We start from the raw sequence: 24,920 nt of genomic DNA on the forward strand, positions 1-24,920 counted from the left end.
CAATTTCTTTTCGATGATAGTTGATTCGTTTATTCGATTCTGTAGAAATCAAACGTTTCGTGTGAATTTGTTCGCTATGGAGAGAACAGCTTTCGGCTTCGAAGAATCCATTCCTTGCGAGACGTTCGGAAGCCGATTCGCAAACTTTCGCATTCATCGTATCGCATATAGATCGTATGCAACGTATCCTCCTTTGCCTCCTTTAATGGCCGAAACTTTTCCGACGGCTTGTATCTGATTTAGCCAGAGGTAATTTTCATGAGCCGTTTGGAACGTCGGCGCGATAACGAAATACATATCCTTGGGGGTTAACGTTTCTCCCTGCGACATTCGTTCAAAATTTCCCCGTGATATTCGGATGATTCCATTATAAGACACGAATATAGCGGCCTCATCGTTCGTTACTATGGTTACCCGAGCGTCGACACGCATCGTTCCGTCCGGACAAATACGTAGCCAATCAGCCGTTGGCTGAACGATTGTCCCGGAAATTTTCGGGCCGTGAACCCGACCGTCCGAGCTCGATCTATGAATTCGGAGACTTGAATCGATTAAGTGTGGAGCGCCGGCTCCGGGCACATGCATCGACATGAGATAATCCGTTTCAATGTTCGTATCTCGAGCAGATTCTAAAATTTGTTCTTCCTGCATACCATTACTCCTTCGCCTTCTAAACGCCCAATCCCTTCCAGGCCGGTTGGTTCTTGAGAATATCTCTAGCCATTCTGATTGAAGCTTCCTCCGTGATTCCTTGCGTTTCCTCGAATTGCTTTGCATTCATTGCAAGAATTACTCGGAAGGGAAGAAGTTTGCCGGTTTGATCCGTACAGTATCTGCAATAGATCTGTGACGGATCCCCTAAGGCAAAGTCTTCCTTATTTTCAAGAGGCATCCCGCAGGATGCACATGATTTACATTTCTCACTCATCGTTTTTCTCCGTACTCGCGTAAACGAGTCTACTTTATATAAATTAATTCTAGAAAATGTTTGAGTAGATAGCTGCCTTTCTCTTTTAGGATGGGGGGCTTCCTACCTAGATGCTCCCGATTTACGATATAATAATGAAGTAGCGACATCCAGGTATTGAATAAGAGCGGCCGCTCCATTTTTTTAATCTCTCCGCATCGCATAAGCGGCTCAGCCGCAATATACAATTTATTTGAAACAGCCGCATTTAACATAAAAATCGTTCCCTTTACCATTTCCGGTAAAGAGTGCATTTCGGTGAGTAAGCGGTAATAAAAGTCTTCGAATTCGGTTAACACTTTGATATGCGCCGTTAGTATTCCTTTGATTCCAAATTCTTTCTCTAAGTTGGCTTTGAGTTCTCCCGAAAGCGCGCGGCCAAAATCGTCGATTACCGCGAAGATTAAATCTTCGCGGACCGGAAAATGAAGAAAAACGGTACCGTGCGAAATCCGCAGTGTCTTCGCGATGTTTGCCGTAGTAGTGGCCGAAATCCCTTCCTTAGCGAATAGCTTCCGGGAGGTTTCGATCAGGTTATGCCTGGTTTTTTCCTTTTGTTCGTGTCGGCTCAGAGGAATCATTTCGATGAGTATTTACTCACTGAGTATTTACTCAGTCAACTAATAAATTTCTCGCCGATCAGAAATTGAATGTGCAAAGGGTCGGAAAGGTCGTCATTTATGGGAGAGAGAGATGCGAGCCACATAAATGTGTAAAGCTTTGGCTGCCAATTCGGCATTTTGAAATTTCTTGCTTAGAAAAAGGAAGGATGACTGAGCGGTTTCCGTTCTCTATAAGTGAGATTTTGGGATGGACTACTTATTGGAGGATGAAAAACGGATGTCCTCGCGGAGCTTGCTGTCGCGGGTGATCCCGAGATTAACATCTCCAGCTAAACCGGTCGGTTCTTTACGCAAAATTTTGGCCTCAGTCTTCACTCGACAGTCACTCCTTCACGAATCTCTTCATTCGGATATAGAATAACTTCATCTCCTTCCTTTAAACCGCTCAGTAAAAGGGACGATTTTCCGCTCCGTGCGGCTATTTTGACATGCACTTTTTTAGCCTTTCCTTTAAAGACTTGAAAGACAGTCCAATCTTCGCCGTCTCTAAAGAGAGCTGCGCTAGGAAGGATCAGTACGTTTTCCTTTCGGAAAGAAATAATTTTAGCTTTGATTTGAAACGAATCCCCCATTTCCGGAGGGGCAGTGAAGTCTATAATTGTTCGGACTCTTTGTTCTTCTACGCCTAATGAAGAAATCTTAGTGAATGCCGAAGGCTCGATTAGTCTTACCTTTCCCGGAATCGAATCTCCTCCCCATCCGTTTATTTGGACCGGATCTCCGGGATGCACATGCACACTGTCTTGCGTTAAAAGTTCGCATGAAATTTCTAAATTCTTCGTATTACCGATATCTAAAATAGGAGCGCCCATTGTGATGGGGCCTTCGCTTTCCCTTTGGATGGCTAAAATCGTTCCCGAAATCGGCGATTGAACTTTTCTGTCGTAATCCCATTTAACGATCGCGACAGTTTCCCCTTTTGCGACGGTATCGCCTACATGTTTATCGACTCTTTGAAGAATTCCAGTTACGGGAGAATAGAGACTGAATTTTTCCTTTACTCGAGTCGTTCCTTCTTCTTCCACGATTTGTTCGTAGTTGCCCCGGATAACTGAAGCTTTCTCCGAAACGATCGCCTTCGGTCTCAAAAAAGACCATACTATAACGAGCAGTAAAATAACTCCAAGAGCGATCCTGATTTTTTTATTATGATAGATTGATAAGGCTGTTTCAGTTATATTCATGAATTATTCTCTAATTTTTAAGACGGAAATTAAGTCCATCGATTTCACTTTCGAATAGAGAATCCAAAAGCTGATCGAGGACGTCATAAGCACCGTTAAGATCGCGATGACGTACGTTCCACGGGAAATATATAGTGGAATTTTAAATCCCTCAGTCTGAATGGTATTAAGCAAGGTATAGCCGAAGCCGTATCCGAATAGGCAACCCAGCGGTATTGAAAGAAGAATTTCAATCGCGAGTTCTCCCGATAGGATCATGAATACTTCCTCTTTGGTAAATCCTAAGATTCGAAGACTGCCTAATTCGAAAGCCCTCTCGGATAGGACGATTAACGCGGTATTATAAACGACTCCGACTGAAATTACGCAGGCGAAAAGAATTATAATGACGGATGTCGCTACGACGCTTTTAGATATGGTTTCATAAAATATTTTTAATGATCTTTCTCTGGTGGACACCCCGGAGATTTTCGGATAGCTTTTTAGTTCGTTTAATAAATCTTCTTCTTTGGCGGAATCCGTTCGAAGAGCTAACATGTTTATCTGATCGCCTTCGTGGAGTAAACGATTTACGGCGGTTTTTTCCATATAAGCGCCTTGGCCTAGTATTTCGTCTATTAGTCCTGACACTTCCACTTCGGTTGTCCCGCGTTGACCTTCTAAAATCTCGAGCTGCAGACGATCTCCCTTGTTGATTCCTAATTTTTTAGCGACGCCGGCGTTTAGAAGAACGCCGTTCCCGGGAGGGGAAACGAATGTTCCATTCTCGTTCATTAATTTTCTTAATTCTGATTTTTCGGGAAGCCCCATAAGAAGGAGCTCCTTATTCAAGTTTTCGAATTTAATTCTGATGGGAACGGCTCTAAAACCCTCCGCGAGCAAGACTCCGTCTTTGCCCGATAATTCCATCATAGAATGAGACGAAACTGCGTTTAAAAAATTCAAAGTGACCGAGTCTCTTTGCAAATATTCGAATTGAATCTTTAAAATATAATCCATCGTATCACCGGTAAATAAACCAAGGATCATAATCATCACGGAACAGGACACGCCTAGAATAGATAGAAACGTTCTACCGGGTCTTCTTGTCAAATTTCGAAGCACAATGCGATATATGGCTTGGAAATTTATCAAATACTTTTCTAAAAAGTTCCTGGAAAACGTTTCCGGAATCGGTGGCCTCATCGCTTGCGCAGGTTGCAGAGTAATCGCATTTCGTACTGACATTACCGAACCTAAGCCCCCGGCGGCGAAACCGATCAGAATTCCTTGAAAGATCAAACTGGGATTTAGCAAAAATTGCAATCTAGGAAATTTAAAGAATTCTCCGTAAAGGGCCACCATTTTTGTTCCTAAGAAAATTCCGGTAACGATTCCTACGAGTGAACCTAACAAACTGATTATGGATATGATTTTTAGATAATGCAAACCGATCGTAAGATTATCGTACCCGATCGCCTTTAGGGTGGCAATCTGTTCTCGTTGTTTAGAAATGATTCTTGTGGAAACGATATGAAGCAGGAACGCAGCGACTCCCAGGAAAATCAAGGGTAGGGAGAAAGCGGTGGTTTTTAACTGCTTAAACTTATCCCGCAGAAACGAGTGCGATGGAAGTTTGTCCCTATCGTAAGAACCTAATCCTCCGTAAGGCTCGAGCAGTCGATCTACTTCGTTTAATACGAAATTCTTATCCGAGTCCGGAGTGAAGTTGAAGACGATATCGTTAACGGCTCCGTGCATATTAAAGATATCTTCCGCATTTTCTCTTTGCATCCACAGGATTCCGTAATGCTTATCATCCGGGAGAAAATTGGAAGGACGAAATACGTAGACGAATTCAGGCGAAAGGGCGATTCCGGTGACGACTAGGATTTTTCTTTGTCCTTCTAAGATGGCCACTATTTTAGAATTTAGCTTTAAAAGATTTGCCGTCGCGAAAGCATCGCTGATGACGACTTCGTCTTTGTTCCTAGGGAGCGTTCCATGAGTGAGAGCTAACGTACTGAGTCCTTCCGTTAAACTGATAACTCTTCCCCCGCTCGGAACCGATTCCGTTTCGAAGTCTAAGACGACATCTTTTACGATTCTAGCTTCCACGCTGGAAATGCCGGGAACTTTCGAAATTTCTGAAAGAACGGAATTCGGAGCTTTGTTAAACGATGCGAATCCTTGCGCAAACGAATAGTCTGCGTAAAAACGATCGCGAGCATTTAGCAGAGAATCATACGAGCTGAGAGAGGCCAGAAATACGGCAATGCCGGATGCGACAACGAGTGTGATCGTAATTGCTTGCGATTTTAAACCTAAAAATTCCCGAAATACTTTCTTATCTAACGTTTTCACCAATGCAGGCTAGCTGTGGAAAGCTTCCTTTTATTTAATTTGTCCGAAACGATTCTTCCGTCCCTCATCTCCACGACGCGGTCTGCGATGGCCGCAATTCCAATATTATGAGTAATAATAATCGTCGTCGTTCCTAATTCTCGATTGATCTTGGATATGGCATCCAAAACGATTTTTCCCGTCGTAAAATCCAGCGCTCCCGTCGGCTCGTCGCAGAGTAGAATTTCGGGTTTTTTTACGATTGCTCGAGCGATCGCGACTCTCTGTTGTTCTCCTCCGGAAAGCTGAGCGGGGAAATGGTCTTTTCGATCGGTAAGGCCGACCAGCTCTAACGCCTCCATTGCCGTCATGGGATTGGAAGAAATATCGATGACTAACTGAACATTCTCTTCGGCAGTTAAGCTGGGAATAAGATTATAAAATTGAAATACGAATCCTACATACTTTCTTCGGAATTCGGTGAGATCTTCGTCTCTATCGGTACGCAACGGTCGGTTATTAAAATACGCTTCTCCGGAAGTCGGACTGTCCAATCCGCCAAGGATATTCAGCAGACTAGATTTACCGCTTCCACTCGGTCCCAAAAGGACAACGAACTCCGATTTTAAGAATTTTAAATTTATATCAGTGAGAGCTTGAACTTTAATTTCTCCCATATCATAAATTTTTTCCAAACCCTCGGTTCTGAATACGACGTCTTCCGCGGATTTTGTCGGGAGCTTCTTCATTTTGAACGATTCTTCGGTAAAGCTTGAAAGAGAAAAGTTATTTATTCGAAAACAAATGCTGATAAATGATAGCCTCGGAAAGAATTTACTTCGGGAATCGGAAGGTCGAATGCGATTCTATATTAATTCTTGCTTGAGCTAAAGTCACACGAGGGGAGCGGCTACCATATTTGGGCGAAGAGCGCACTTGCGAAGAGGCAAACGGTTCTTTTTTTACGTATGCGGCTTTTTTGACGCTTTTAATGATTCCGATTTTTTCTCGTCCTATAACCGTCGATTAATCCCGATCATTTTTGACTGGATGAATATCCGAATGGCAAATTAAAAAGGAAAGTAACTTCGACTTCAAAATCCTAGATGCATTAATAAACGGAACTCCGGCTTATGCCACGCTACTTAAATGCCTGGATCAGTCAATCTGCGACGATTGGGCCAAAGGCTATCTCTATATTATCCTTTGCCAACGGCCAAGTCTAAGAATTCCCGTAACTGCAGCCCGATTATCTGAGTCCATCCAGCAACAAAATTATCCCGTTTAAAATCCGGATTATCCGCCGGGAATGTTTCTAAACCGGAATGTGTCAAACGAATCCGAGTCGATTCACCTTCAGGGAATAGCTCAAAGGTCACGTAGGATTCTCCCGGGTGGCCCTCGTAACGCCAGCTATAAGTGATCTTACGACCTTCGACGACCTCGGTAACCTTGCACAAATGAACGTACTTCTTCGTATCGGCCCCGGCAGTGAACTGAAATTCAAATCCAATTTCCGGCTTAAATTCCGGCAGATCGAAATACCATTTTTTCATTTCCTCGTTATTAGTTATCGCTTTCCATGCTCGAGAAGCCGACGCCTTTACCGTTATTTCTTTGATTACGGATTCCTTATTCACTCTTCGTTCTCCAAATAATCTTTTAAAGAAAGTAGCTTTTTGTCCCAAAATCCACGGTAAAACTCGACCCAGTCGAAAACTTCTTTCAGTTTCTTTAACTTGCCTTCACAATACCGCTCGCGGCCGTTTTGCTTGATCGATATAAGTCCGCATTCCTGCAGGATTTTAATATGCTTTGAAATGGAAGGCCTACTAATTTCGAAGTTAGCGGCAATCCCGTTTAAAGTTAACCGCTTTCCGGAGAGAAGACGAATGATCTCCCGTCTTGTAGGGTCGGCAATTGCTTGAAATACGTCCCGTCGCATATATGTAGCCGTTTGGTTACATATATGGGTTCTTCCTCTTTCGTCAACATTTTTCATCTTCATGAAAAGTTAAGTTTCGAATGCTTTGAAGCTTCGTCTTTACGGGCCGTGCGATTCGCTTTCGAAATTTATTTACATATGTTAATAACGAATTCGAAGCCATGAGAAGTCTCAAGTATAAGAGTGATCGTTCGGACTAAGTCGTCATCCGTCTTAAGTCGAAGGTCCAATTCGAGGGTCGAGTATGGTAAAGACTGGTCTCAAATTCATTTTAATCGGTTGGAGTATCGGGATAATCGCCGTACTGACTTCCTTAATCGGCGGAACCGCTTATTATTTAGGCAGCAAGAAAATTAAGGAACATTATCAGGACCAAATGAGGACGGTAGTGAAGATTGTCGCAGCCGACTTTGATAATTTTCTAAGATCCCACGCGAACATGGCGGAGACGCTCGCGCAAGACGAACGTATTATTCAGTCGATTCAGAGCGGTAAGCCGTTCGCGAATCCTTATTTTAAGGAAATTTTCGGTCGTTATAAAGTATATGAGAACATATTTATATACGGTTCAGGAGCCGATTCTGTTGTAGTCGCGGACGCGCTGGATGGAAAGACTTTAGGATACGGTAAAATACCGGAACAAAGGGAAGACCTTCGGAATTTTTTCAATTCGGTACAAAATCAAAAAATTTCGATAAGTCGAGCTAAAAAGTCCCCCATTACCGGAGATACCGTTGTGGTATTATCGACTCCAGTTCGCCGGAACGGGGTTCTTATCGGCGTCCTTTGTATTGCACTTTCGTTAGGAAGCATTTCGGAACAGCTTGTTGCAAACGCTCAATTAGGAAAGGAAGGTTACGTTTCCATTGTTGAGCAAGAAGGCCGGGTCATCGCGCATAAAGTTAAGGACTTAATTTTGAAATTGGATATTTCAAAGGTGGGATTCGGAGAAAAACTAGCGTCTTTGAAAGACGGCGAAATAATGCAATTTTACTTCAACGGTCAGGATCGTTTCGCCACGGTCAAACACTTGGATCAATGGAAATTGAACGTAATCGCAATTCAGCCGTTCGGGGAAATCTCGGATTCGTTAAACGAACTCATTCTGGGCATCTTGTCGGTTTCAGTGATGATCGCCTCGGCCTCCGGAATATTTCTTTATCGTCTGCTAAACAAGAGATTAAGTCCTTTGGATTCCGTAAGTAGAGTTCTGAAAAAAATGTCCGATGGAGATCTGACTGAACAAATTGACGCGCATTATAAGGATGAGATCGGAAATATGAGTCTGGATATGAATTCATTCATAAAAACGATGTCCGGTTCATTGAAGAATGTTCAGCATATTGCGATCGATTTGGCAACATCCGCGAATCAATTGAGCGCTTCTTCTCAATCTTTTGCTACTGTTGCGCAGTCTACGGCCGCCTCCTCCGAGCAGATGTCCGCGACGACGGAAGAGATGAGCGCCGGAATGGAAAATATCGCTGACAAAGTAAAAAACCAATTCGAGAATATCCATAATTTTCATTCCAAAATAAAGGACTTATCCAAAGGTGTCAGGAAAATCGGTTTGGAAATTCAGAATTCTTTACAAAGAGCTAACGCGATTTCTACCGAGGCAAAAAAAGGAGAAGAGTCCTTGTCGTTGATGGATTTCTCTTTAAGTAATATTCTTAAATCGTCCGAACAAATGTCGGAAATCATCAGTATAATCAACGAAATCTCCGATCAAACTCAACTATTGTCTTTAAATGCTGCCATCGAAGCGGCTAGGGCCGGTGGCGCTGGAAAAGGATTTGCCGTAGTTGCCGACGAAATTTCGAAACTTTCCGAAAAAACGGCCTCTTCGATAAAATCCATCTCGGTAATGTTAGGAAAAAATAAATCCGAATTAACGAACGGGGTTAGCGGCGTGAGGTCATCAGTGAATACGATTCACAATATAATCACCGATGTAGATGCGATGGCAGATGATATGCAACATCTTTATGATATTACTTCCGCACAAGAATCGCTGAATGTGGAGGTAGATCGACAATCGGATAAAATCGGGGCCGAGGCCGAGGCGGTAAAACTTTCGATTCAGGAACAGAAAAGGGCGGTGCGCGAGATTACCGAAGTCATATTTCGCTGGAATGAGGAGGCTTTAGTCACCGCTTCCAGTTCGGAGGAAGTTTCTGCGACATCCATGAGTCTTTCTTCAAATGCGGAAACGTTGAAAAAAATCACGGATCAATTTAAGATTTATAATTAAACGTATTCTCTTAATATCCTTAAAATCTTGGAAAACGATGGATATCTTCCTGGTATGAGTCGAAATATAAGGATAGTTCGTTTTCGAAGAGTGCGAACAAATCTTGATTTTTGACGGATAAATGAATAATATATCGAAAATCAGGAAGGTTTGCCATGATCGATTTACCCTTAATCGAGGAGATTAAGAGAAGCATCCCTGGATTGGAAAAAAATTGGTCGAAATACGAGCCCATGCTTCGAGAGAAGAGGATTCCTGCTAAAACCGTTTTGATTCAGAAAGGAGAAATTACGAAAACGATATATATCGTTAAGAAAGGTTGCCTCCGCGTATGGTTTGACGACGAAGGAAAAGATATTACTATCGCATTTATCTTCGAAAATACTCCTGTCGCTTCTCTTTATAGCTATCGGGGCAAGGGAATTACCAGCGCGTTTATCCTAGAGAGCTTGGAACCCACCGAATTATATTTCATAACCGGACAAGATGCCGAGCGGATCTATCGGGAAAACGAAGGAGTCGTCGAATATTTACTTGAATTTGCCATGGAACGCTTCGATGCATATATGGTGCTTTTCCTCTCGAGAATTAGAGATAGTCCCGAGCAGCGATATTTGAATTTGGTTAAACAGAAACCTGACATTCTCGCTCGAGTTCCTCAACATTATATTGCGTCTTATTTAGGCATCACTCCCGTTTCCCTAAGTAGAATTAGAAACCGCGTTTGGAAAGAGTACAAGCTTTAATAGGATTTATATTCGTTTAAACCGGATATATAATGTATCAGAAAGATCGTTGAAAAGTTAGATCTCTTTTAATACTCTTAAAATCTCTTCGAACTTATACGGTTTTTGAATCGTATATTTAAGGCCGATTTTTTCGATTTCCGGTCTTAACTGCGGATCAATATAGCCGCTTGCCAAAATTAGGGTTTTGGAAGAGTCAAAGGATCCGATTTTTTTCAGAACTTCGATCCCGTTTATCTTAGGAAGATTCAAATCGCATAAAACGACTTGTATCTTATCGCGATTTGCGGAAAAGACCGACAATGCTTCTTCTCCATCCTTAGCCGAAAGAAGATTGTATCCGAAGTGTGAAAGGTAGTTTGTCAGGGGTTCCAGAATCATCTCCTCGTCTTCGATAAGCAGAATCCATTCGCCTTTTCCAAGTTGTGCATTCTCGATCGGTTCATGTACGGTGCGAGATTCGGGTTTTTGACTTTCGACAGGTAGGTAAATACTGAACTTAGTTCCTTGTCCCAATACGCTCTCAACAGTTATAAACCCGTTATGATTTTCAACTATTCCTTCGACTAGGGCTAGGCCGAGTCCTGTTCCTTTTCCTAAGGCTTTTGTCGTGAAAAAAGGGTCGAAAATTCTTCGCTTCGTTTCCTCATTCATACCTATTCCAGTGTCGCTGATTTCCAGCAATGCGAATCTCCTTTGCGATACTCTCGGGTCCGTCGATGAAAAGGAATTTCTATCAACTTCTTTCATCGAAATCGTCAGTTTTCCGCCATTCTGCATAGCGTCCTTGGCATTCAGAACTAAGTTAACGAAAATTTGATGAATTTGCGTATAATCGGCATTGATTCGTATCGAATCCGATTGAAAATCGGTATTGATTATTATCGATTTCGGAAAAGTGGATTTAGCGATGTTTAATGCTTCCTGGACTACTTCGTTTAATGAAATTGATTGAAAGAACGACTCGGATTTTCTCGCTAAAGTCAGCAGTTGTTTTACTAATGAGGCTCCTCGTTCGGCGGTCTTTCGAATTACCTGAACGGACTGCATAATTTTTTGAGGATTCTCTTTATTTTGCTCCAGTATGGAAGAAAATCCCAGTATAACCGTAAGTATATTGTTGAAGTCGTGGGCGACTCCTCCCGCAAGCGATCCTATCGATTCCATTCTCTGAGAATGGGCCAATTGTTTTTCAAGTTCATGCTGTTTAGTTACGTCGCGCGCAACCCCCACTATCCGATCTACCTTTCCGTCGGACCCGATTACCTTAAACGAATGAGCCCGTATCCAACGTTCAGAACCGTCAGATCGTATGATTCGGAATTTTTCATTGATACCTCCCTGATCGTTTTGGTTTTTTAGATTCGGAAATGCCAGATGTAAATCGTCGGAGTGAACAGTGTCTAACCATGAATCAGGATTTTGAAAAAGGCTCTCGATCGAACGCCCCCAGATTCTTTCGTAGGCCGGACTCACATATAATAGGCGATTCGTTTCGGCGTCTTTCATCCAGAAGATCTCGTCGATAGTTTCCGCCAATTGGCGAAATCTTTCTTCGCTTTCCCGAAGCGCTTTTTCCGCTTGTTTACGTTCCGAAATTTCTTGTATCTGAGAAACAAAATAGTTCGGAACTCCGTTTTTTTTGCGGACTAACGACACGTCCAGTTGAACCCAGAGATAGTGACCTTCCTTATGGCGGTATCGCTTTTCTCGACGATAGGAGTCTAATTTACCATTTAATAATGCCTGAATGTGATTATAATCCCCTTCCAAATCCTGAGGGTGTGTGATGGATTGATAATCGGTTTCCTGGAGCTCTTCTTCCGAATATCCGACTATTTTACACAATGCGGGGTTGACGCTGATCCATCTTCCGTTAGGAGAAAGGATCGCAAAACCGTTCGGAGAGTGATGCATTGCCGCATGAAATCTGAGTTCGTTCTTAATAAGCTCTCTATCAGAAGATTCCGCTTCTTCGGTAGAAAAGAGAGGGTGCGGTATCTCTAGACAAGGAGGATCGCAATCTTTACCGTTTGAAGTTTGCTCTTCACATTCTTGCATCGGTGCACCTTAATTCCTACTCGATCAAAGTCGAAAGATTGAAATTATCCTTTCATATAATACGACAATCCGGCGAGGAAATAAGATCGTTAACATTTGTTAATAAAATATCGAACCAAAGCATTCATCGAAATAGAGTTGGAACTGCGCTACGAGAGAAGAAACTTTATATAAATTGAAGTCGTTTAACCGAGAGAGATTGAATCTTTTTATCAAAGTTAAATTCGGAGAAAGGGCGTATTTTCTTCGTGTCTTTCTTTCGATCCTAAATTTGCGGCCTAAAATGGGGAGCTATTACGGTTTTGGGGCAAAATGAAACCTATCCCCCAAACGAGTAGTTTCGCATCCACTCCGCATTCGAGCGGGAATAATCCGCTCGATAAACTAATAAAATTCTTTCTTGATTTCGAAATAGAAAGGAATCAGTTCTATCAAAGAGTTCGTTTGAATGAAATTGAAATCACCACAAAGCGATTTGCAGTATATCCCACGAACTGTTCTTCTCCATTTTATTATCGTTCAATTTTGCATTTTCCAGATTGATTGTACGCAATTATTGCACTCTGAAAATAAGCCGAAAGTTATGGACGGAATTCTCGATTTGAGGCCCGGCTGGAACTTTGATACCCAGGGAATGCTCGGAATGGACGGGGTCTGGGAATTTTATTGGCAAGAATTCTATTCGGAAACAAAGCCCCCTCCTAGCAACGGACTTCAAGCAGGTAAATTTCAAGAATTGCAACCTCGGTACGAACCTGTCCCCGATGCCTGGAATAATTACGAATCCGGAAAATTTCCGGGATTCGGATTCGCCTCCTACCGTATGAGAATCCTGACGGATAAACGAATCCCGGACATCTCGATTAAAATGTTGGAGGCGGCCACGGCGTATCGACTGTTTGTGAACGGTAAGCTTTTGCTATCGAACGGCAATGTCGGTAAGACGGCTAATACTGCGAAACCGCTTTACCGTCCTGCCGTAAGCGAACCATTTACATTAGAGAAAGATAATGAAATAATAGTGGAAGTTTCCAATTTTTCGCATTCGAAAGGAGGACTTTGGGGCCGCGTTTTTATAGGAAAGCATTCCGAATTATCGTTTCTCAGACAAAGGAGTATCTGGTTCGATTTATTCATGAGCGGCGGTCTTTCCGTAATGGGATTCTATCAGTTGAGTCTTTTTGCATTCCTTAGGAGAGATCGATTCAATTTGTATTTCGGACTCCTATGTCTCTGCGCTATGGTTAGGATGGTTTTAACGGGCGAAAGATTCGCATTTTCCGTTTTTCCGGAACTTGACTTTAATCTTTCCTACCGCCTGGAACTTCTTTCCGGTTATTTAGAGGGTATTTTTTTCACGCTTTTTCTTCGTTCTATGTTCCCAGACGAAGTTCGGAAGCCTGCAACGACTACCTTAGTGGTCGGTTTTATAACGTTAAGCGTCATTGCGTTATTTACTGAACTGGCGACTTATTCCAGAACACTTTCTCTGTTCAGCTTGCTTTTGGTATCCGGAGGACTATATTTTCTCTATGCACTCGGTAAGGCTGTTAAGAAAGATCGCCCTGGTGCTTGGATCGGTTTAGCGCTCTTTCTCGGTTTATTCACGATTCTCATCAACGATCTTCTTTACGCTAATATGATAATCAATACGACGTACTTCGTCTCCTACGGCATTTCTTTCTTCTTTATCGCTCAAGCGTTCATGGTGTCTCGACGATTCTCTTATGCATACAATCTATCGGAGAAGCTTACCGATGAACTGCGAGAATCAAACCGACGATTGGTTTCTTTGGATAAGTTGAAAGACGAATTTTTAGCGAACACGTCGCACGAATTGCGTACTCCGCTGCAAGGCATTATCGGGATAGCGGATTCAGTAAAGAGAGGAGCTGCAGGGCCTCTATCTCGCTTTTTGGATAGACAGATGACCATGATAATCGCTAGCGGAGAGCGATTATCGGCGTTAGTGAATGATATTTTAGATTTTTCGAAATTAAAGCATAAGGATCTCGTGCTGAGACGCATACCAGTTGACCTCCATCAATCGGTGGAATTTACGTTGGGTCTAAATCGAGTAAATGTGGACGAGTCGAAACTCAGATTAATAAATGCCGTTCCTGAGGATTTTCCCCAACTAAAAGCCGATGAAAATAGATTGCAGCAGATTCTGCAAAATTTGATAGGTAACGCGATAAAGTTTACGGAGAACGGAGATGTCACGATCGAAGCCCGATTGATTGACTCTCATTTCGCCGAAGTCAGCGTGCAAGATACCGGAATCGGCGTAAAGAAAGAGGATCAAGAAAAGATATTCGATTTTTTCGAACAGGCCGATGGAGGTGATGCGCGGAATGTAGGGGGGGCCGGACTTGGGCTCGCAATCAGCAAAGCGCTAGTCAATCTCCATGGCGGAGAAATCGGAATCGAATCCGAAGATGGAAGGGGCGCTCGGTTTTATTTTACGATGCCCGTCAGTGAGCCTTCCGTCGAGCCGTCCGATTCTAAAACTGTCGTGAAACATTATATAAAAAGCGATATCGGTTCCGTGGAAACGAATTTTACTCCGGATTCCTATTTTTTAAAAGCGAACGACGATATCCGGCATGAACCGGTGAGAATTCTAGCGGTTGATGACGAGCCGGTAAACTTGGAAGTCATCGGCAACTATCTTGCCTTATGTAAAATGGATTGCTTAGCGGTACGAAGCGGGTTGGAAGCTCTTGATATTCTTGCAAACGATAATTCGTTTAACGTAATCATTCTAGACGTGATGATGCCTAAATTTTCCGGATTAGAAACCGCTAAAGAGATTAGAAATAATTATACCGCGCTCGAGTTGCCTATTTTGATGCTTACGGCTAAAAATCAAGATAAGGATTTGGTAAATGCGCTAAACGCAGGAGCAAACGATTATTTGCTTAAACCGTTCAACTTTGAGCAACTGATTCGGAGGGTAAATAACCTTCTTGAGCTTGCAAACGGCCAGAAGAATTTAATACGCAAGGAAAACGAAAAAAGAATCGCGATTAATACTGTTAGACAGAAAATTAATATCGATCTTCACGATCATCTTGGCGGAAAACTGATTGATTTGAAGTTCCTTTCCGAAGAGTTGTTGAAGTCGCAAGTTCCCGATCCCGCCCTGATTCAAAAAATCAACGGCAACGTAAATCAATCCATTCAGATGCTTCGGGAGCAGATGCTTAAAATAGAGGATTTAGGATTGGTATCGGAAAATTTCTTTTCCGGTATAAACCTCATATTGTTGAGAAGATATTCGGATGCGGGGAGAGATCTTGACTTTCGCTGCGATGAAGATTTGATCAAAAATTTTTCCACAAAACCGAATGAGAACAACTTGATGGAACTTTACGGAATCGTTAATGAGATAGCGAATAACGATCTAAAATACGGTATCGGAATTTCCGAATGGAGTTTTACGTCGAAAAATCATGAAATCGTTATGGATATGAGATCGAAATCGTTGTATCATTTAAGGGAGCATGGAACCGGACGCGGAACCGAGAATCTAATCCAGAGGTCGGCTAAGCTGGAAGGCAGAATGGAAATGGCTCTCTCGGATAGCGGTTACCAAATTACTTTACAAGTGCCCCTCGGAAAAATTTCGGAATTTTAAGGTTGAGTAGATCAAATGGACGAGAATGTGGAAACAAGAGTCGTGAATATCGGGATCGTCGAAAACGATTCCGGTTATCGCGAGCAAATTATAAAGGTATTGGAAGTATTGCCGCAAGTGGGTATGCTTTCTCACTGGGAGTCCGCCGAAGCTTTTTTACAGGATAAGAAAGGGAGGGGATTAGATATAATATTTCTAGATATTATGCTCCCGGGAATGAACGGAGTCGAATTGGCGGCGAAACTTTCGGAAAGAGAACCCGAAACTAGTAAGATCATGTTAAGCAATATGAATTCGGACGAGCTTATTTTTAAATCCCTAAGTTATGGTGCGATCGGATATATCCTTAAATCCGAGTTGAAAGATATCGCGGAAGTCATCGATACCGTTCTGCGCGGCGGGGCCATTATCACGCCGACGATCGCATTTCGAGTTTTAAATAATTTCAAAAGGAATGAAAGTTCGAGCGAAGTAAAACTTACCAAGAAGGAAAAGCAGATCCTGGACGAGATGGTTAAGGGGAAAACGATTAACAGAGTAGCGGAATTTCTTGGAGTCAGTAAGTATACGATTCAGCATCATGTTAAGAATATATATAAAAAGATGAACGTACATAATCGAGCGGAACTAGTCAGAAGGGCCGGAGACATCGGTTTACTTAGAAATGAATCGGGCTTTTAAACGAGAAAAAGCGTTTCAACCCGTATTTAATTCACAAGTAATAATTTCATAGTTAAAATAGCGATGCTTACCGATATTGATCATGCGTGAATTCGGTTCTAACGCTGTTCAGACTTTGAATTAGAAATTCTTCATCCTAAAAATTTCCAAAAGAAAGTTCTTTCGTTTTTGCTAATGGACTCGAAGTTGATTGAAAAATAAGAGTCCTTCGTTCTTTAATATACCAAAGGGTTTATTTTTAGATTTGAATAATGAATTCGGTTGCTCATTTCGATAAAGTTTGATGGACTTTTTGTCGAAATCCGTCACAGACATTATCGTTAATTCTTATCCTTCTCTTCCTTTTAATTACAATAGAAACTTATTCTTTGTGAATGTCCATCGACATGACATAATCGTCCTGCATACGAGGCGTTCCGTCTCGCGGAGAGAATATGTTTGCAGTAGAAGAAACAGAACAAGAAACCTCGCCGGCAGGCGTATCCGTTTATTGGCAGAATGAATCATTCGAATGTTGGAAGGTTGCGGGCTTTTCACAAAGTCCTCTTATCCACCGTGTAAAGGAGTTTGTTAGAAAAGCGAATGCGGATGTAGGCAATGAAGATTCGGAATGGAGAGCCTTCGATCTGGATCCTTGGTCGATTTGGTTTATTATGACTAAGGGAGAAGAAATTTTGTCCGTAATGCGGGTCGTAGAAAAAAAACCGAATAATTTAATTCCTTTAGAAATCGGAGTGATTTTCGGAGATTTGCCTAGACGATATGCCGTCTTGGATCGAAACGTAGCCGATTGGAACTCCGTCGCTTTTTTAAGAACTCCGCGAGGGACATATGCAGCTTTCGTTAATTTCGGATGCGTTGCTGATTATTGTATTAAACGAAATTACTCCCGGGTCTTCGGTATGTACAGTCCGTTTCGCCGAGGAATAGAACGTGTTTATTTAGCTGCCGGCGCCGTTCATAGCTCGGATTATCCGGGGCCTATTTATTTTCCTGAATTCCGTTGCAACGGAGAACTGGTACTTTTTAAAACAATCGAAATTCCCAAAAAAAGTTTGCTTGAAATCGCCGCATTTCTTACTTTAAATAAGGCGCAAGCATGTCAATTGTTGCATCGAATCATGTCGTCGCATTGAATCTTTGTGCGGCTCTTTTTTTCGTAGTCTTAGGAGCGTTGATACTCGTTCCTAAGCCGCGGAAAGCCGTACAGATTCTGTTTGGCGTAATGACGGTATTTATGGGGCTTTGGTTTTCCTCATTTATACTTAGGGAAATCGTTCCTTATTCTTGGTTAAATGCCTTATTAAATCTGGGCCTGGCTGCGAGTATACCCGCTCCATTTCTTATTTATTTAATTTCGATATCGTACAATGCGAAATCGTATCGTCCGAACTGGAAATGGTTGGTTCCTCACCTAATCCTTGTCGGTTTCTTTTTGGAAGAAAGCCTCCGATTAAACGTCTTAACACTGGCTTCCGGTCCGGGAGAACACCTTCGATTTTCGAGGACGCTCGTCTATTCCGGAATTCTTCTGCACTCTTTAGTGCTTTTCCTGATCGCAATTTTTAATTTTGGAAGGAATGCGATCCGCTTCAGGGGGAAAACGAGAGCGAGTTCGGTTTTATTGCTATTAGGACTTTTGCCTCCGATCGTTTCCGTTGGTTGGTATATTTGGATCAAGCCGACTCATTATGGAATTTTTTCCGGAGGGCAGGCTGCGATAGGATCTATTTTAGGTATTTTTATTTGGACGGTAGCGATCGTAAATTGCAACGCCTTTAAGCTTAGAACTTTCTCGATGTATGAGCCCGATCTTCCGCATTTTGTAAGGATGACCAAGCCGATTTATGGATTCTTTTATCGTCTGACGGATCCTATGGATTATGAAGTTCAAGATTTAGCGAGGAAGAGGCGTTTGACCATGAATTTGATCGCGCACGATTATCGGTTAGGCGAGGCTATGGATCTACCTTACAGGGAAAGGGTCGATATCTTGGTTAAGATATTCGGTAAGCACTTGAAATAACGGCCTAATTCTTTCCCTTACGAATGATACTCTTAATCGCTCTATGAATCGTTTCGGTTTCTTTCGCCGAAAGCCGCAATAAGTCTTCGATTATTTCAACGATGCCATCACGAGCATTTATTTTCTGAATTAATCTTCTATCCGAATCTTTCCTGTTTAGAGCGTTGATCGGGTTGGTTAGTTGGGTTTTTTCCGGGCCGATGCCTTTCAGTAACCATTCCTTATTGTATCCGTGGACTAACTCGATTACTAACGCAGTCGCTTCCGGTATCACTCGCTTCCCAGTGGCATAGGCTCCGATCAATTGTCTAGATTTTTGTATCGTATTTCCGAACTCCTCTTGAGTTCCCCGAAAATTGTCCAATATGTGCTGAAATCGTTCCGCGGGTGTTTTCAAGATTTTTTATCTACTCAATAGATTTTTATTATTGAAAAATGCCACAATGTGGCATATAGTTTCCGTGAAAGAAACGCTTCAGCGACGAATATAAGTAGAAGGTGCATAAATAAAGCGTCTTTGCCATGACTCATATTTAATAATTTAAGGCATTGGTCAAGCGGTTCATTGAACGGATGCAGAGAGACCTTCTAGCCTTATCCTTGTTAGGGTAGCCTTTATATATTAAATTCATGAAAACTTCGAATTGGTTCAGCATTACTTATTTTGAGGGCTTGCTTGGCGAATCGTTTCCGGTAAAGGGACTTCGCCGCTCTCTCGCCTTAAAGGAGAGGACCTTGTCTACGGCGGACTCTCTCAAAATTCCGAGGTCCATGAAGAATGTTATTTTCGTTTGGCGGCTACTCGCGAAGACCAAGATTCAGAAAAAACAAATAAACTGGTTGCGCTCGCAAATGCTCGAAATGATCGGCGAAACGACTGCGCTAAAGTCGGAAATTCGAGCATTGAGATGGGAATTAGCGAATCGTAAATCCGAGCTTACTTTGGCATTAAATTCTTTGTCCTTTTATAAAGAAATAAAGGCGATCGAAGAAAGAAATACGGAGGAGTAGGAACCGTTTCAGAGCGAATCCATTTTCGCAATCATTTTGAGAGAATTCTTCTATACGCAAAGCGAGCCGTGATTAAGGTTTAATTTATCCTTATATCTAATCCGGTGTCGCGACGAGCCTATGAAGAAATTATTTTCGCTGATAGTAATCCTATCCATTCCATCTTGTCTTTGGTTAATTCGCCCTTCTTTATCTTTTCAAGAAACTATTCCCACGGATATTCCGAATTACGAGAACACAAAATCTTGGGCGGCGATTCCCGGAAAAGAGAGTCGAGTTTTTAGCACTCCATTATCTTCCTATAATATTCTAAAATTAGATTCCTTAGGAGTCGACGTCTTTTTTATTCATCCAACCACCTACTTCGGCCGGACTTGGAATGCGTCGATGGACGATGAAAACGTAAATGAGAGAACCGATATGGAATCGATTCGGAGACAAGCGAGCGTATTTAACGAGGTCGGTCGAATTTTTGCGCCCCGATATAGACAAGCTACTATATATTCGTTTTTAGACGCGACGGACGGAAGCAAAGCTCTTGATCTGGCTTATTCCGATGTCTTGAAAGCATTCGATACTTATCTAAGATTATGGAATCGGGGACGGCCCATCATAATCGCATCTCACAGCCAAGGAACGAGGCATGCAGTTCGGCTCTTGAGGGAAAGGTTCGCTCATAAGCCGCTTTCGGAAAAACTTATAGTTGCGTATTTAATCGGGGGTGCGGTTTCGCTTGCGGATACGAATGGGATTCCCGCTTGCGGAGAAAAATCCCAAACAAGATGCTTTGTTTCTTGGAGATCTTTTTCCAGAAACGCCAAAGTACCGGTTCTCCCAAACGATTCGTCGGGACCTTATATTTGCGTGAATCCTTTAAGTTGGGATTTAAAGGAGGATTTCAGATCGGCAAGTGAAAATTTCGGAGGAATTCCGCTATCATTTGACCGGATTGATCCGGAAATCTGCGGAGCTGTTTGTGAAGCGGGTGTTCTAAGAGTGACGGAACCGAATCGGAGCGGTTATAGACAGTATTGGAGCGATAACTATCACGTTGCAGATTACGCACTTTTCTATTTCAATATCAGGCGAAATGCGATGGAACGGGCAGTAAAATTCGGAATACGGAATAAAATCGATTCAAAATAAAAAAAGTTAAATCCGTAATATCGTTTAATAATCTCGCAACAGTCGTCCAATGGCCGATACGTTAGTCTTTAATGTGTAAGGTCTTGGATTCAGCCGTAGTTTTTCAGAAAAAAGTCGCCGTGAGTGTTTCGAATTTATACGAATTTATTAAACGAAGAATTTCACTAACTTTCTTCCGGGCTCTAATAAGTTTGATTTTTTGATGCGGAATTAAATTTCTCGTTTTTTGGCGATGGATTTATTCTGGTATTTCTTTTTAGTATTGGATAATAAGGATCGGTTCCGAACTTAATAATTCCGGCTTGGCATGAATCGAAATATTTTCGCATCTATTGAGGGAGTGGAGGCTAAGAATGAATCCTATTCTGAGATGGTTTGAGGGAATTTTTGCGCTTTTACCCCTCCCATTACTCGAGGTTTGGGGTCGCTTCGGCTATTTAATCGGATTCGCTCTAATGCTTTCCGCCTATGGCGGTTTTACGTTTCGGCCTGGAGGCAGATGGGGATTCGGTCGAGAGCGACAAACTTGGGATTCCCAGTCGCTGTTAAGCATAGCAATAACCTTCGTTTTGATCCTCATAACGGGGCCTCTCGGTTCCTTGATTGTTTTAGTACCGGGGGCACAAACGTTCGAATCTCTAAAAGATCTTTCCGTTTTTCTATGTATTTCCCTTTTCGGATATCCTGCGCTAATTGCGGTTCCGTTCGCTTACGGACTTTCCGATCTGATGGAAGGAGTGCCGCCCGATTTTTTGTTGGATTGGTTGGTCGGTTACTTTATTAACCCAGCATGCTTTTGGGTCGCTTATCAATTAATCGGTAAGGATCCTGATTTTAAAAAACTTAAGACATGGAGTTGGTATTTCCTTTTCGTTTTAATCTTTATGAGTATCGAGCCGCAGCTTTGGGGGTATCTCTGTTCAGATAAATTCACCTCCGAGATTTCCTATCGAAATATCTTTCCGGCGTTGTTTTTTACTACGCTTATAACTTGGATAATCGCGCCGTTCGCGATGCTTGGGGCTTTTCCCCTAGCGAAAAGATATTCCCTTTTTTGGGCCGAAATTCCCGGTCATATCAAAGAAAAGATCCTGGGTGCGAAAGATTGGATTTGGGAAAGCGGAAGCTCTGTTTTAAAACCGAGCGACTTTTTTAAGGATCAGGGACTTCCGATCCGAATGTTTCTCGTGACTCCCTTTATCGTTTTGGTTCTCATTATGGTGGGAACGACTGCATACTTAACTTTGCGAAGTTCCGAAGAAACCGCTAATAAACTTGCCGCGCGTCTACATCAGGAAATATCCGAAAATATTAATTTACAATTAGATGATTTTCTGGCTATGACACAGAACTTGAGCGAATTCGAGAGGCGGCGCGGTGTCGGCGAACTACTTAAAAATACGAATATAGCGAAGGTAGGCCGGGCCTTCATCGTAGATCGTAGAGGGAAATTAATCTCGAGTTCAAAGCAAACGAAATCCTTTTTGTCCGAGCTTGCAGTCGGAGAGTCGGTCGAAGATCCGGTAATACAAAACGCGGTCCTAAAACTGACGGAAACCTTCGGAAATTTGGAAAAACTCGATGTCTCCATCCAATCCTCCTTTCCCATAGTAACCGCAAAACCTTTGTCGAGCGAGAATTGGTTGATGCAAGCCACTCCGTATCAGGACAACTCCAATACTATGAATTGGATCGTTATTACGGCTATGCCGGAGGCTTATTATTTGGAAGGAGTTCGAACGGGAAACAGTCAATCAGCGATGGTCTTTGCCGTCGCGCTAGCTCTTTCTCTGCTGATTGCAGCTTTCTTATCAAGTACTGTGACTGCTCCGATTAGCAGGATTTCTCAAGCCACGCAGGCAATGGCGGAAGGGGATTTGACTCAACGAGTACCCTCGAGTCGCTTGGAAGAATTAGGAGTTCTTTCCAGTTCGTTTAACCATATGTCGGAACAGCTTCAAGAATTCTTTCATCGGACTAAGGCTAGCGAAGGGCGATCCCGGGACTTAGTAGCTACGACTCCCGGAATTGTCTGGGAGGCGGATGCCATCACTTTCAACTTCACTTTCGTAAGCCAGCAGGCGGAACGGTTGCTCGGATATTCGGTGGAGGATTGGAAGGAGCCTGGTTTTTGGGCGGATCATATTCATCCCGATGATAGAGAACGTGCGGTAAATTACTGCGTTGAATGCACTGCACGTTTAGAGTCCCACGAATTCGAATATAGATTTATCGCTAAAGATGGCAGAACCGTTTGGCTTCGTGATTTGGTTCGAGTGATTGCCGGGGATGCAAAACCGAAATGGCTTCGGGGTGTGATGGTCGATATAACCGAAAGAAAAATCATTGAAGATAAACTGTTGGAAAGAAACCAATTTATCGAATCAATTTTGGATATAACGCCGGATATATTATATATTTATGATATAATTGAAATGAGGAACGTTTACTCCAACAACGGGATTCAGGTCGTATTGGGGTATTCCGTCGAAGAAATTCAGGAAATGGGAAGTAAACTCCTCCCAATGCTGATTCACCCGGAAGACTATCAAGCCTATATAGATCGTATCGTTCCGAAATATGGGGCAGTTGGAGATAAGGATTTAATCGAACATCAATACAGAATTCGTCATAAGGACGGGAATTGGAGATGGCTGACTTCGAGAGAATTAATATATAGAAGGAATTCGGACGGATCTCCTAAAGAAATATTCGGGATATCATACGATATAACTAAAAGTAAGCAAGCGGAAGCTACGATTTTGGATTTGAACGCGAATCTAGAGAAACGAATCGAGATTCGAACGGATGAATTAAAAAAATCGAACGAAAATCTAATAGATGCGGTTCAGAATCTTGAAAGAACTATGAATGAGCTGAAGGATGCGCAAGGACAACTGCTTCTGTCCGAGAAATTAGCCACCCTAGGACAGTTGGCGGCCAGTATGACCCACGAATTGAATACTCCGCTCGGTGCGATCGTTTCTTCCAATCGGGCCATACTTGATATTATTCAGGACGAAATAAGGAGCATACCTAATCTACTTTCGAATTTGAACGAGGACGATTTAAAAAGATTTAAGATCATTTTAGATGTCGGCCTAAATGAAGCTTCTCACTCGGAAGAATTTCCGAATCGATCTTTAAGAAAGGAAGTATTTCGTTCATTACGGGAATCGGGAATCGAAGATTATGAAAGTATTGCGAATGCCGTGATAGAAACAGGGTTGTATAGAGTCAAAGAAGATCTCCCTTGGCTGTTAAAGAGTGAAAACGCATCAAAGATTTTGCAAGCTGTCACTTCTCTATCTACGATCGTCAGGCTAAGTAACGTGATCTCCATCGCGACAGGAAAGGCTTCTCATGTAGTGGAAGCTTTAAAGAATTATTTGAATCCCGGTGGGGAAGTTCAGGAAGACGAAATTTCAATTGTAGACGTTAGATCGGAGATCGAAACGATTCTGACTCTGTATCATAGCAAAATTAAGTACGGAGTCGAAATCGTACGAAATTACGATACTGATGAAAAATGCATAGGCAATGCTGATAAACTAAACCAAGTCTGGATAAATTTATTGAATAATGGTTTGCATTCAATGGACTACAGAGGCAAAATGGAAATCATAATCGAAAAACGAGAGCTTTGGATTGTAACGTCATTTATCGATTCCGGCGCCGGAATTCCAAAAGAAATTCAAGATAGAATTTTTGAACCTTTCTTCACGACAAAAAAGCACGGCGAGGGTGTCGGCTTGGGTTTGGATATCTGCAAAAAGATCATCGAAAAGATGGGTGGAAAGATCGAATTTGAAAGCGAACCAGGGCGAACGAAATTTAGCGTTTGGCTAAAATCTGCTAATTCCTAGAAAGAGGCTCTATCGTGAAAAATGTCTTTGAACGAAATGCAATATTATGCGTCGATGACGAGCCTATAATTCTTATCACTTTAAAACAAGAATTGAAAAAGCAATTCGGAGACAAATTCCAGTACGAAATCGCAATGAACGGAAACGAAGGTTTGGAAGTCGTAGACGAACTTGTGGAGGCAGGGGTAAATGTGATTCTTATTCTTTCGGACTGGCTTATGCCCGGACTTAAGGGGGATGAGTTCTTAATTTTGATTCACGCAAAGTATCCGAATATTCGCTCCATATTAATTACCGGGCATGTAGATGAGTCGGCTGCCGAACGAGTGAAGCGCGAGGCGGGTACGTACGCGGTATTTTCCAAACCTTGGGATGCAGCTAAATTGATGGAAGCAGTAAGAATTTGCTGTAACGAAAATTAATTCGTTTTTGTAAAACCAAATAGCGA

General features: G+C 42.3%; 20 protein-coding genes. 10 read left to right on the forward strand and 10 right to left on the reverse strand.

Annotation, left to right across the window (positions count from 1 at the left end; translation table 11 throughout):
• Positions 1–153: 153 nt before the first annotated feature.
• The 8 genes from LEP1GSC058_RS04515 to LEP1GSC058_RS04550 all read right to left on the reverse strand — a co-directional run bounded on the left by LEP1GSC058_RS04515 (position 154) and on the right by LEP1GSC058_RS04550 (position 7,098).
• Positions 154–651 carry a DUF3237 domain-containing protein gene (locus tag LEP1GSC058_RS04515; RefSeq protein ID WP_016548532.1) on the reverse strand — a complete coding sequence of 166 codons (498 nt, stop codon included), beginning with the start codon at positions 649–651 and terminating at the stop codon, positions 154–156.
• Between the two features lie 19 nt (positions 652–670).
• Positions 671–928, reverse strand: a complete 258-nt coding sequence (locus LEP1GSC058_RS04520; RefSeq protein ID WP_016548605.1) for a zinc ribbon domain-containing protein — start codon at positions 926–928, stop codon at positions 671–673.
• A gap of 29 nt (positions 929–957) precedes the next feature.
• A complete protein-coding gene (locus LEP1GSC058_RS04525; RefSeq protein ID WP_016548725.1) occupies positions 958–1,548 on the reverse strand; it encodes a TetR/AcrR family transcriptional regulator in 591 nt (196 codons plus the stop codon).
• Positions 1,549–1,901: 353 nt separating this feature from the next.
• Positions 1,902–2,774 (reverse strand): efflux RND transporter periplasmic adaptor subunit, encoded by an 873-nt coding sequence (locus tag LEP1GSC058_RS04530; protein ID WP_016548724.1) that lies wholly within the window; start codon positions 2,772–2,774, stop codon positions 1,902–1,904.
• Positions 2,775–2,777: 3 nt separating this feature from the next.
• A complete protein-coding gene (locus LEP1GSC058_RS04535; RefSeq protein WP_039948024.1) occupies positions 2,778–5,120 on the reverse strand; it encodes an ABC transporter permease in 2,343 nt (780 codons plus the stop codon).
• A complete protein-coding gene (locus LEP1GSC058_RS04540; RefSeq protein WP_016548482.1) occupies positions 5,114–5,845 on the reverse strand; it encodes an ABC transporter ATP-binding protein in 732 nt (243 codons plus the stop codon). Before LEP1GSC058_RS04540 ends, LEP1GSC058_RS04535 begins: the two co-directional genes overlap by 7 nt.
• A 450-nt stretch (positions 5,846–6,295) precedes the next feature.
• A complete protein-coding gene (locus tag LEP1GSC058_RS04545; RefSeq protein ID WP_016548579.1) occupies positions 6,296–6,736 on the reverse strand; it encodes an SRPBCC family protein in 441 nt (146 codons plus the stop codon).
• Entirely contained in the window at positions 6,733–7,098 is a 366-nt protein-coding gene (locus LEP1GSC058_RS04550) for an ArsR/SmtB family transcription factor (RefSeq protein WP_232224612.1), read from the reverse strand. Before LEP1GSC058_RS04550 ends, LEP1GSC058_RS04545 begins: the two co-directional genes overlap by 4 nt.
• Before the next feature lie 187 nt (positions 7,099–7,285).
• On the opposite strand from LEP1GSC058_RS04550, the gene LEP1GSC058_RS04555 reads away from it, so the two are divergent.
• Positions 7,286–9,295: a methyl-accepting chemotaxis protein gene (locus LEP1GSC058_RS04555; RefSeq protein ID WP_016548550.1), complete on the forward strand. Its 2,010-nt coding sequence runs from the start codon at positions 7,286–7,288 to the stop codon at positions 9,293–9,295.
• A gap of 155 nt (positions 9,296–9,450) precedes the next feature.
• Entirely contained in the window at positions 9,451–10,041 is a 591-nt protein-coding gene (locus LEP1GSC058_RS04560) for a Crp/Fnr family transcriptional regulator (protein ID WP_016548585.1), read from the forward strand.
• Between the two features lie 57 nt (positions 10,042–10,098).
• On the opposite strand, the gene LEP1GSC058_RS04565 is transcribed toward LEP1GSC058_RS04560, so the two are convergent.
• Positions 10,099–12,102 carry a hybrid sensor histidine kinase/response regulator gene (locus LEP1GSC058_RS04565; protein ID WP_016548688.1) on the reverse strand — a complete coding sequence of 668 codons (2,004 nt, stop codon included), beginning with the start codon at positions 12,100–12,102 and terminating at the stop codon, positions 10,099–10,101.
• Between the two features lie 583 nt (positions 12,103–12,685).
• On the opposite strand from LEP1GSC058_RS04565, the gene LEP1GSC058_RS04575 reads away from it, so the two are divergent.
• The 4 genes from LEP1GSC058_RS04575 (at position 12,686) to LEP1GSC058_RS04590 (ending at position 18,449) form a co-directional block, all read left to right on the forward strand.
• Complete coding sequence (locus tag LEP1GSC058_RS04575) at positions 12,686–15,742, forward strand: ATP-binding response regulator (RefSeq protein WP_016548382.1); 3,057 nt, start codon at positions 12,686–12,688, stop codon at positions 15,740–15,742.
• Positions 15,743–15,757: 15 nt separating this feature from the next.
• Complete coding sequence (locus LEP1GSC058_RS04580; RefSeq protein ID WP_016548669.1) at positions 15,758–16,423, forward strand: response regulator transcription factor; 666 nt, start codon at positions 15,758–15,760, stop codon at positions 16,421–16,423.
• A 434-nt stretch (positions 16,424–16,857) separates the two neighbouring features.
• A complete protein-coding gene (locus LEP1GSC058_RS04585) occupies positions 16,858–17,559 on the forward strand; it encodes an LBL_2463 family protein (RefSeq protein WP_016548529.1) in 702 nt (233 codons plus the stop codon).
• Positions 17,523–18,449, forward strand: coding sequence for an LIC10906 family membrane protein (locus LEP1GSC058_RS04590; RefSeq protein ID WP_016548564.1), 927 nt, complete (start codon positions 17,523–17,525; stop codon positions 18,447–18,449). Before LEP1GSC058_RS04585 ends, LEP1GSC058_RS04590 begins: the two co-directional genes overlap by 37 nt.
• 4 nt (positions 18,450–18,453) lie before the next feature.
• On the opposite strand, the gene LEP1GSC058_RS04595 is transcribed toward LEP1GSC058_RS04590, so the two are convergent.
• A complete protein-coding gene (locus LEP1GSC058_RS04595; RefSeq protein WP_232224613.1) occupies positions 18,454–18,813 on the reverse strand; it encodes a hypothetical protein in 360 nt (119 codons plus the stop codon).
• Between the two features lie 266 nt (positions 18,814–19,079).
• Between LEP1GSC058_RS04595 and LEP1GSC058_RS04600 the strand changes: the two genes are divergently transcribed.
• The 4 genes from LEP1GSC058_RS04600 to LEP1GSC058_RS04615 all read left to right on the forward strand — a co-directional run bounded on the left by LEP1GSC058_RS04600 (position 19,080) and on the right by LEP1GSC058_RS04615 (position 24,894).
• Positions 19,080–19,460: a hypothetical protein gene (locus LEP1GSC058_RS04600; RefSeq protein WP_039948026.1), complete on the forward strand. Its 381-nt coding sequence runs from the start codon at positions 19,080–19,082 to the stop codon at positions 19,458–19,460.
• Between the two features lie 120 nt (positions 19,461–19,580).
• On the forward strand, positions 19,581–20,606 hold the full coding sequence (locus LEP1GSC058_RS04605; RefSeq protein WP_016548612.1) for a DUF3089 domain-containing protein: 1,026 nt from the start codon (positions 19,581–19,583) through the stop codon (positions 20,604–20,606).
• Between the two features lie 353 nt (positions 20,607–20,959).
• Positions 20,960–24,472, forward strand: a complete 3,513-nt coding sequence (locus tag LEP1GSC058_RS04610) for a PAS domain-containing protein (protein ID WP_016548379.1) — start codon at positions 20,960–20,962, stop codon at positions 24,470–24,472.
• Positions 24,473–24,486: 14 nt separating this feature from the next.
• Positions 24,487–24,894, forward strand: a complete 408-nt coding sequence (locus LEP1GSC058_RS04615; protein WP_016548707.1) for a response regulator — start codon at positions 24,487–24,489, stop codon at positions 24,892–24,894.
• Positions 24,895–24,920 lie beyond the last annotated feature (26 nt).

The organism is Leptospira fainei serovar Hurstbridge str. BUT 6 (genome assembly GCF_000306235.2).
GTDB lineage: Bacteria > Spirochaetota > Leptospiria > Leptospirales > Leptospiraceae > Leptospira_B > Leptospira_B fainei.

Bases quoted from the DNA above. Each gene is read 5' to 3' on its own strand.
- LEP1GSC058_RS04515 (WP_016548532.1), bottom strand. From the start codon at position 651: ATGCAGGAAGAACAAATTTTAGAATCTGCTCGAGATACGAACATTGAA.
- LEP1GSC058_RS04520 (WP_016548605.1), bottom strand. From the start codon at position 928: ATGAGTGAGAAATGTAAATCATGTGCATCCTGCGGGATGCCTCTTGAA.
- LEP1GSC058_RS04525 (WP_016548725.1), bottom strand. From the start codon at position 1,548: ATGATTCCTCTGAGCCGACACGAACAAAAGGAAAAAACCAGGCATAAC.
- LEP1GSC058_RS04530 (WP_016548724.1), bottom strand. From the start codon at position 2,774: ATGAATATAACTGAAACAGCCTTATCAATCTATCATAATAAAAAAATC.
- LEP1GSC058_RS04540 (WP_016548482.1), bottom strand. From the start codon at position 5,845: ATGAAGAAGCTCCCGACAAAATCCGCGGAAGACGTCGTATTCAGAACC.
- LEP1GSC058_RS04550 (WP_232224612.1), bottom strand. From the start codon at position 7,098: ATGAAAAATGTTGACGAAAGAGGAAGAACCCATATATGTAACCAAACG.
- LEP1GSC058_RS04555 (WP_016548550.1), top strand. From the start codon at position 7,286: ATGGTAAAGACTGGTCTCAAATTCATTTTAATCGGTTGGAGTATCGGG.
- LEP1GSC058_RS04560 (WP_016548585.1), top strand. From the start codon at position 9,451: ATGATCGATTTACCCTTAATCGAGGAGATTAAGAGAAGCATCCCTGGA.
- LEP1GSC058_RS04565 (WP_016548688.1), bottom strand. From the start codon at position 12,102: ATGCAAGAATGTGAAGAGCAAACTTCAAACGGTAAAGATTGCGATCCT.
- LEP1GSC058_RS04575 (WP_016548382.1), top strand. From the start codon at position 12,686: ATGGACGGAATTCTCGATTTGAGGCCCGGCTGGAACTTTGATACCCAG.
- LEP1GSC058_RS04580 (WP_016548669.1), top strand. From the start codon at position 15,758: ATGGACGAGAATGTGGAAACAAGAGTCGTGAATATCGGGATCGTCGAA.
- LEP1GSC058_RS04585 (WP_016548529.1), top strand. From the start codon at position 16,858: ATGTTTGCAGTAGAAGAAACAGAACAAGAAACCTCGCCGGCAGGCGTA.
- LEP1GSC058_RS04590 (WP_016548564.1), top strand. From the start codon at position 17,523: ATGTCAATTGTTGCATCGAATCATGTCGTCGCATTGAATCTTTGTGCG.
- LEP1GSC058_RS04600 (WP_039948026.1), top strand. From the start codon at position 19,080: ATGAAAACTTCGAATTGGTTCAGCATTACTTATTTTGAGGGCTTGCTT.
- LEP1GSC058_RS04605 (WP_016548612.1), top strand. From the start codon at position 19,581: ATGAAGAAATTATTTTCGCTGATAGTAATCCTATCCATTCCATCTTGT.
- LEP1GSC058_RS04610 (WP_016548379.1), top strand. From the start codon at position 20,960: ATGAATCCTATTCTGAGATGGTTTGAGGGAATTTTTGCGCTTTTACCC.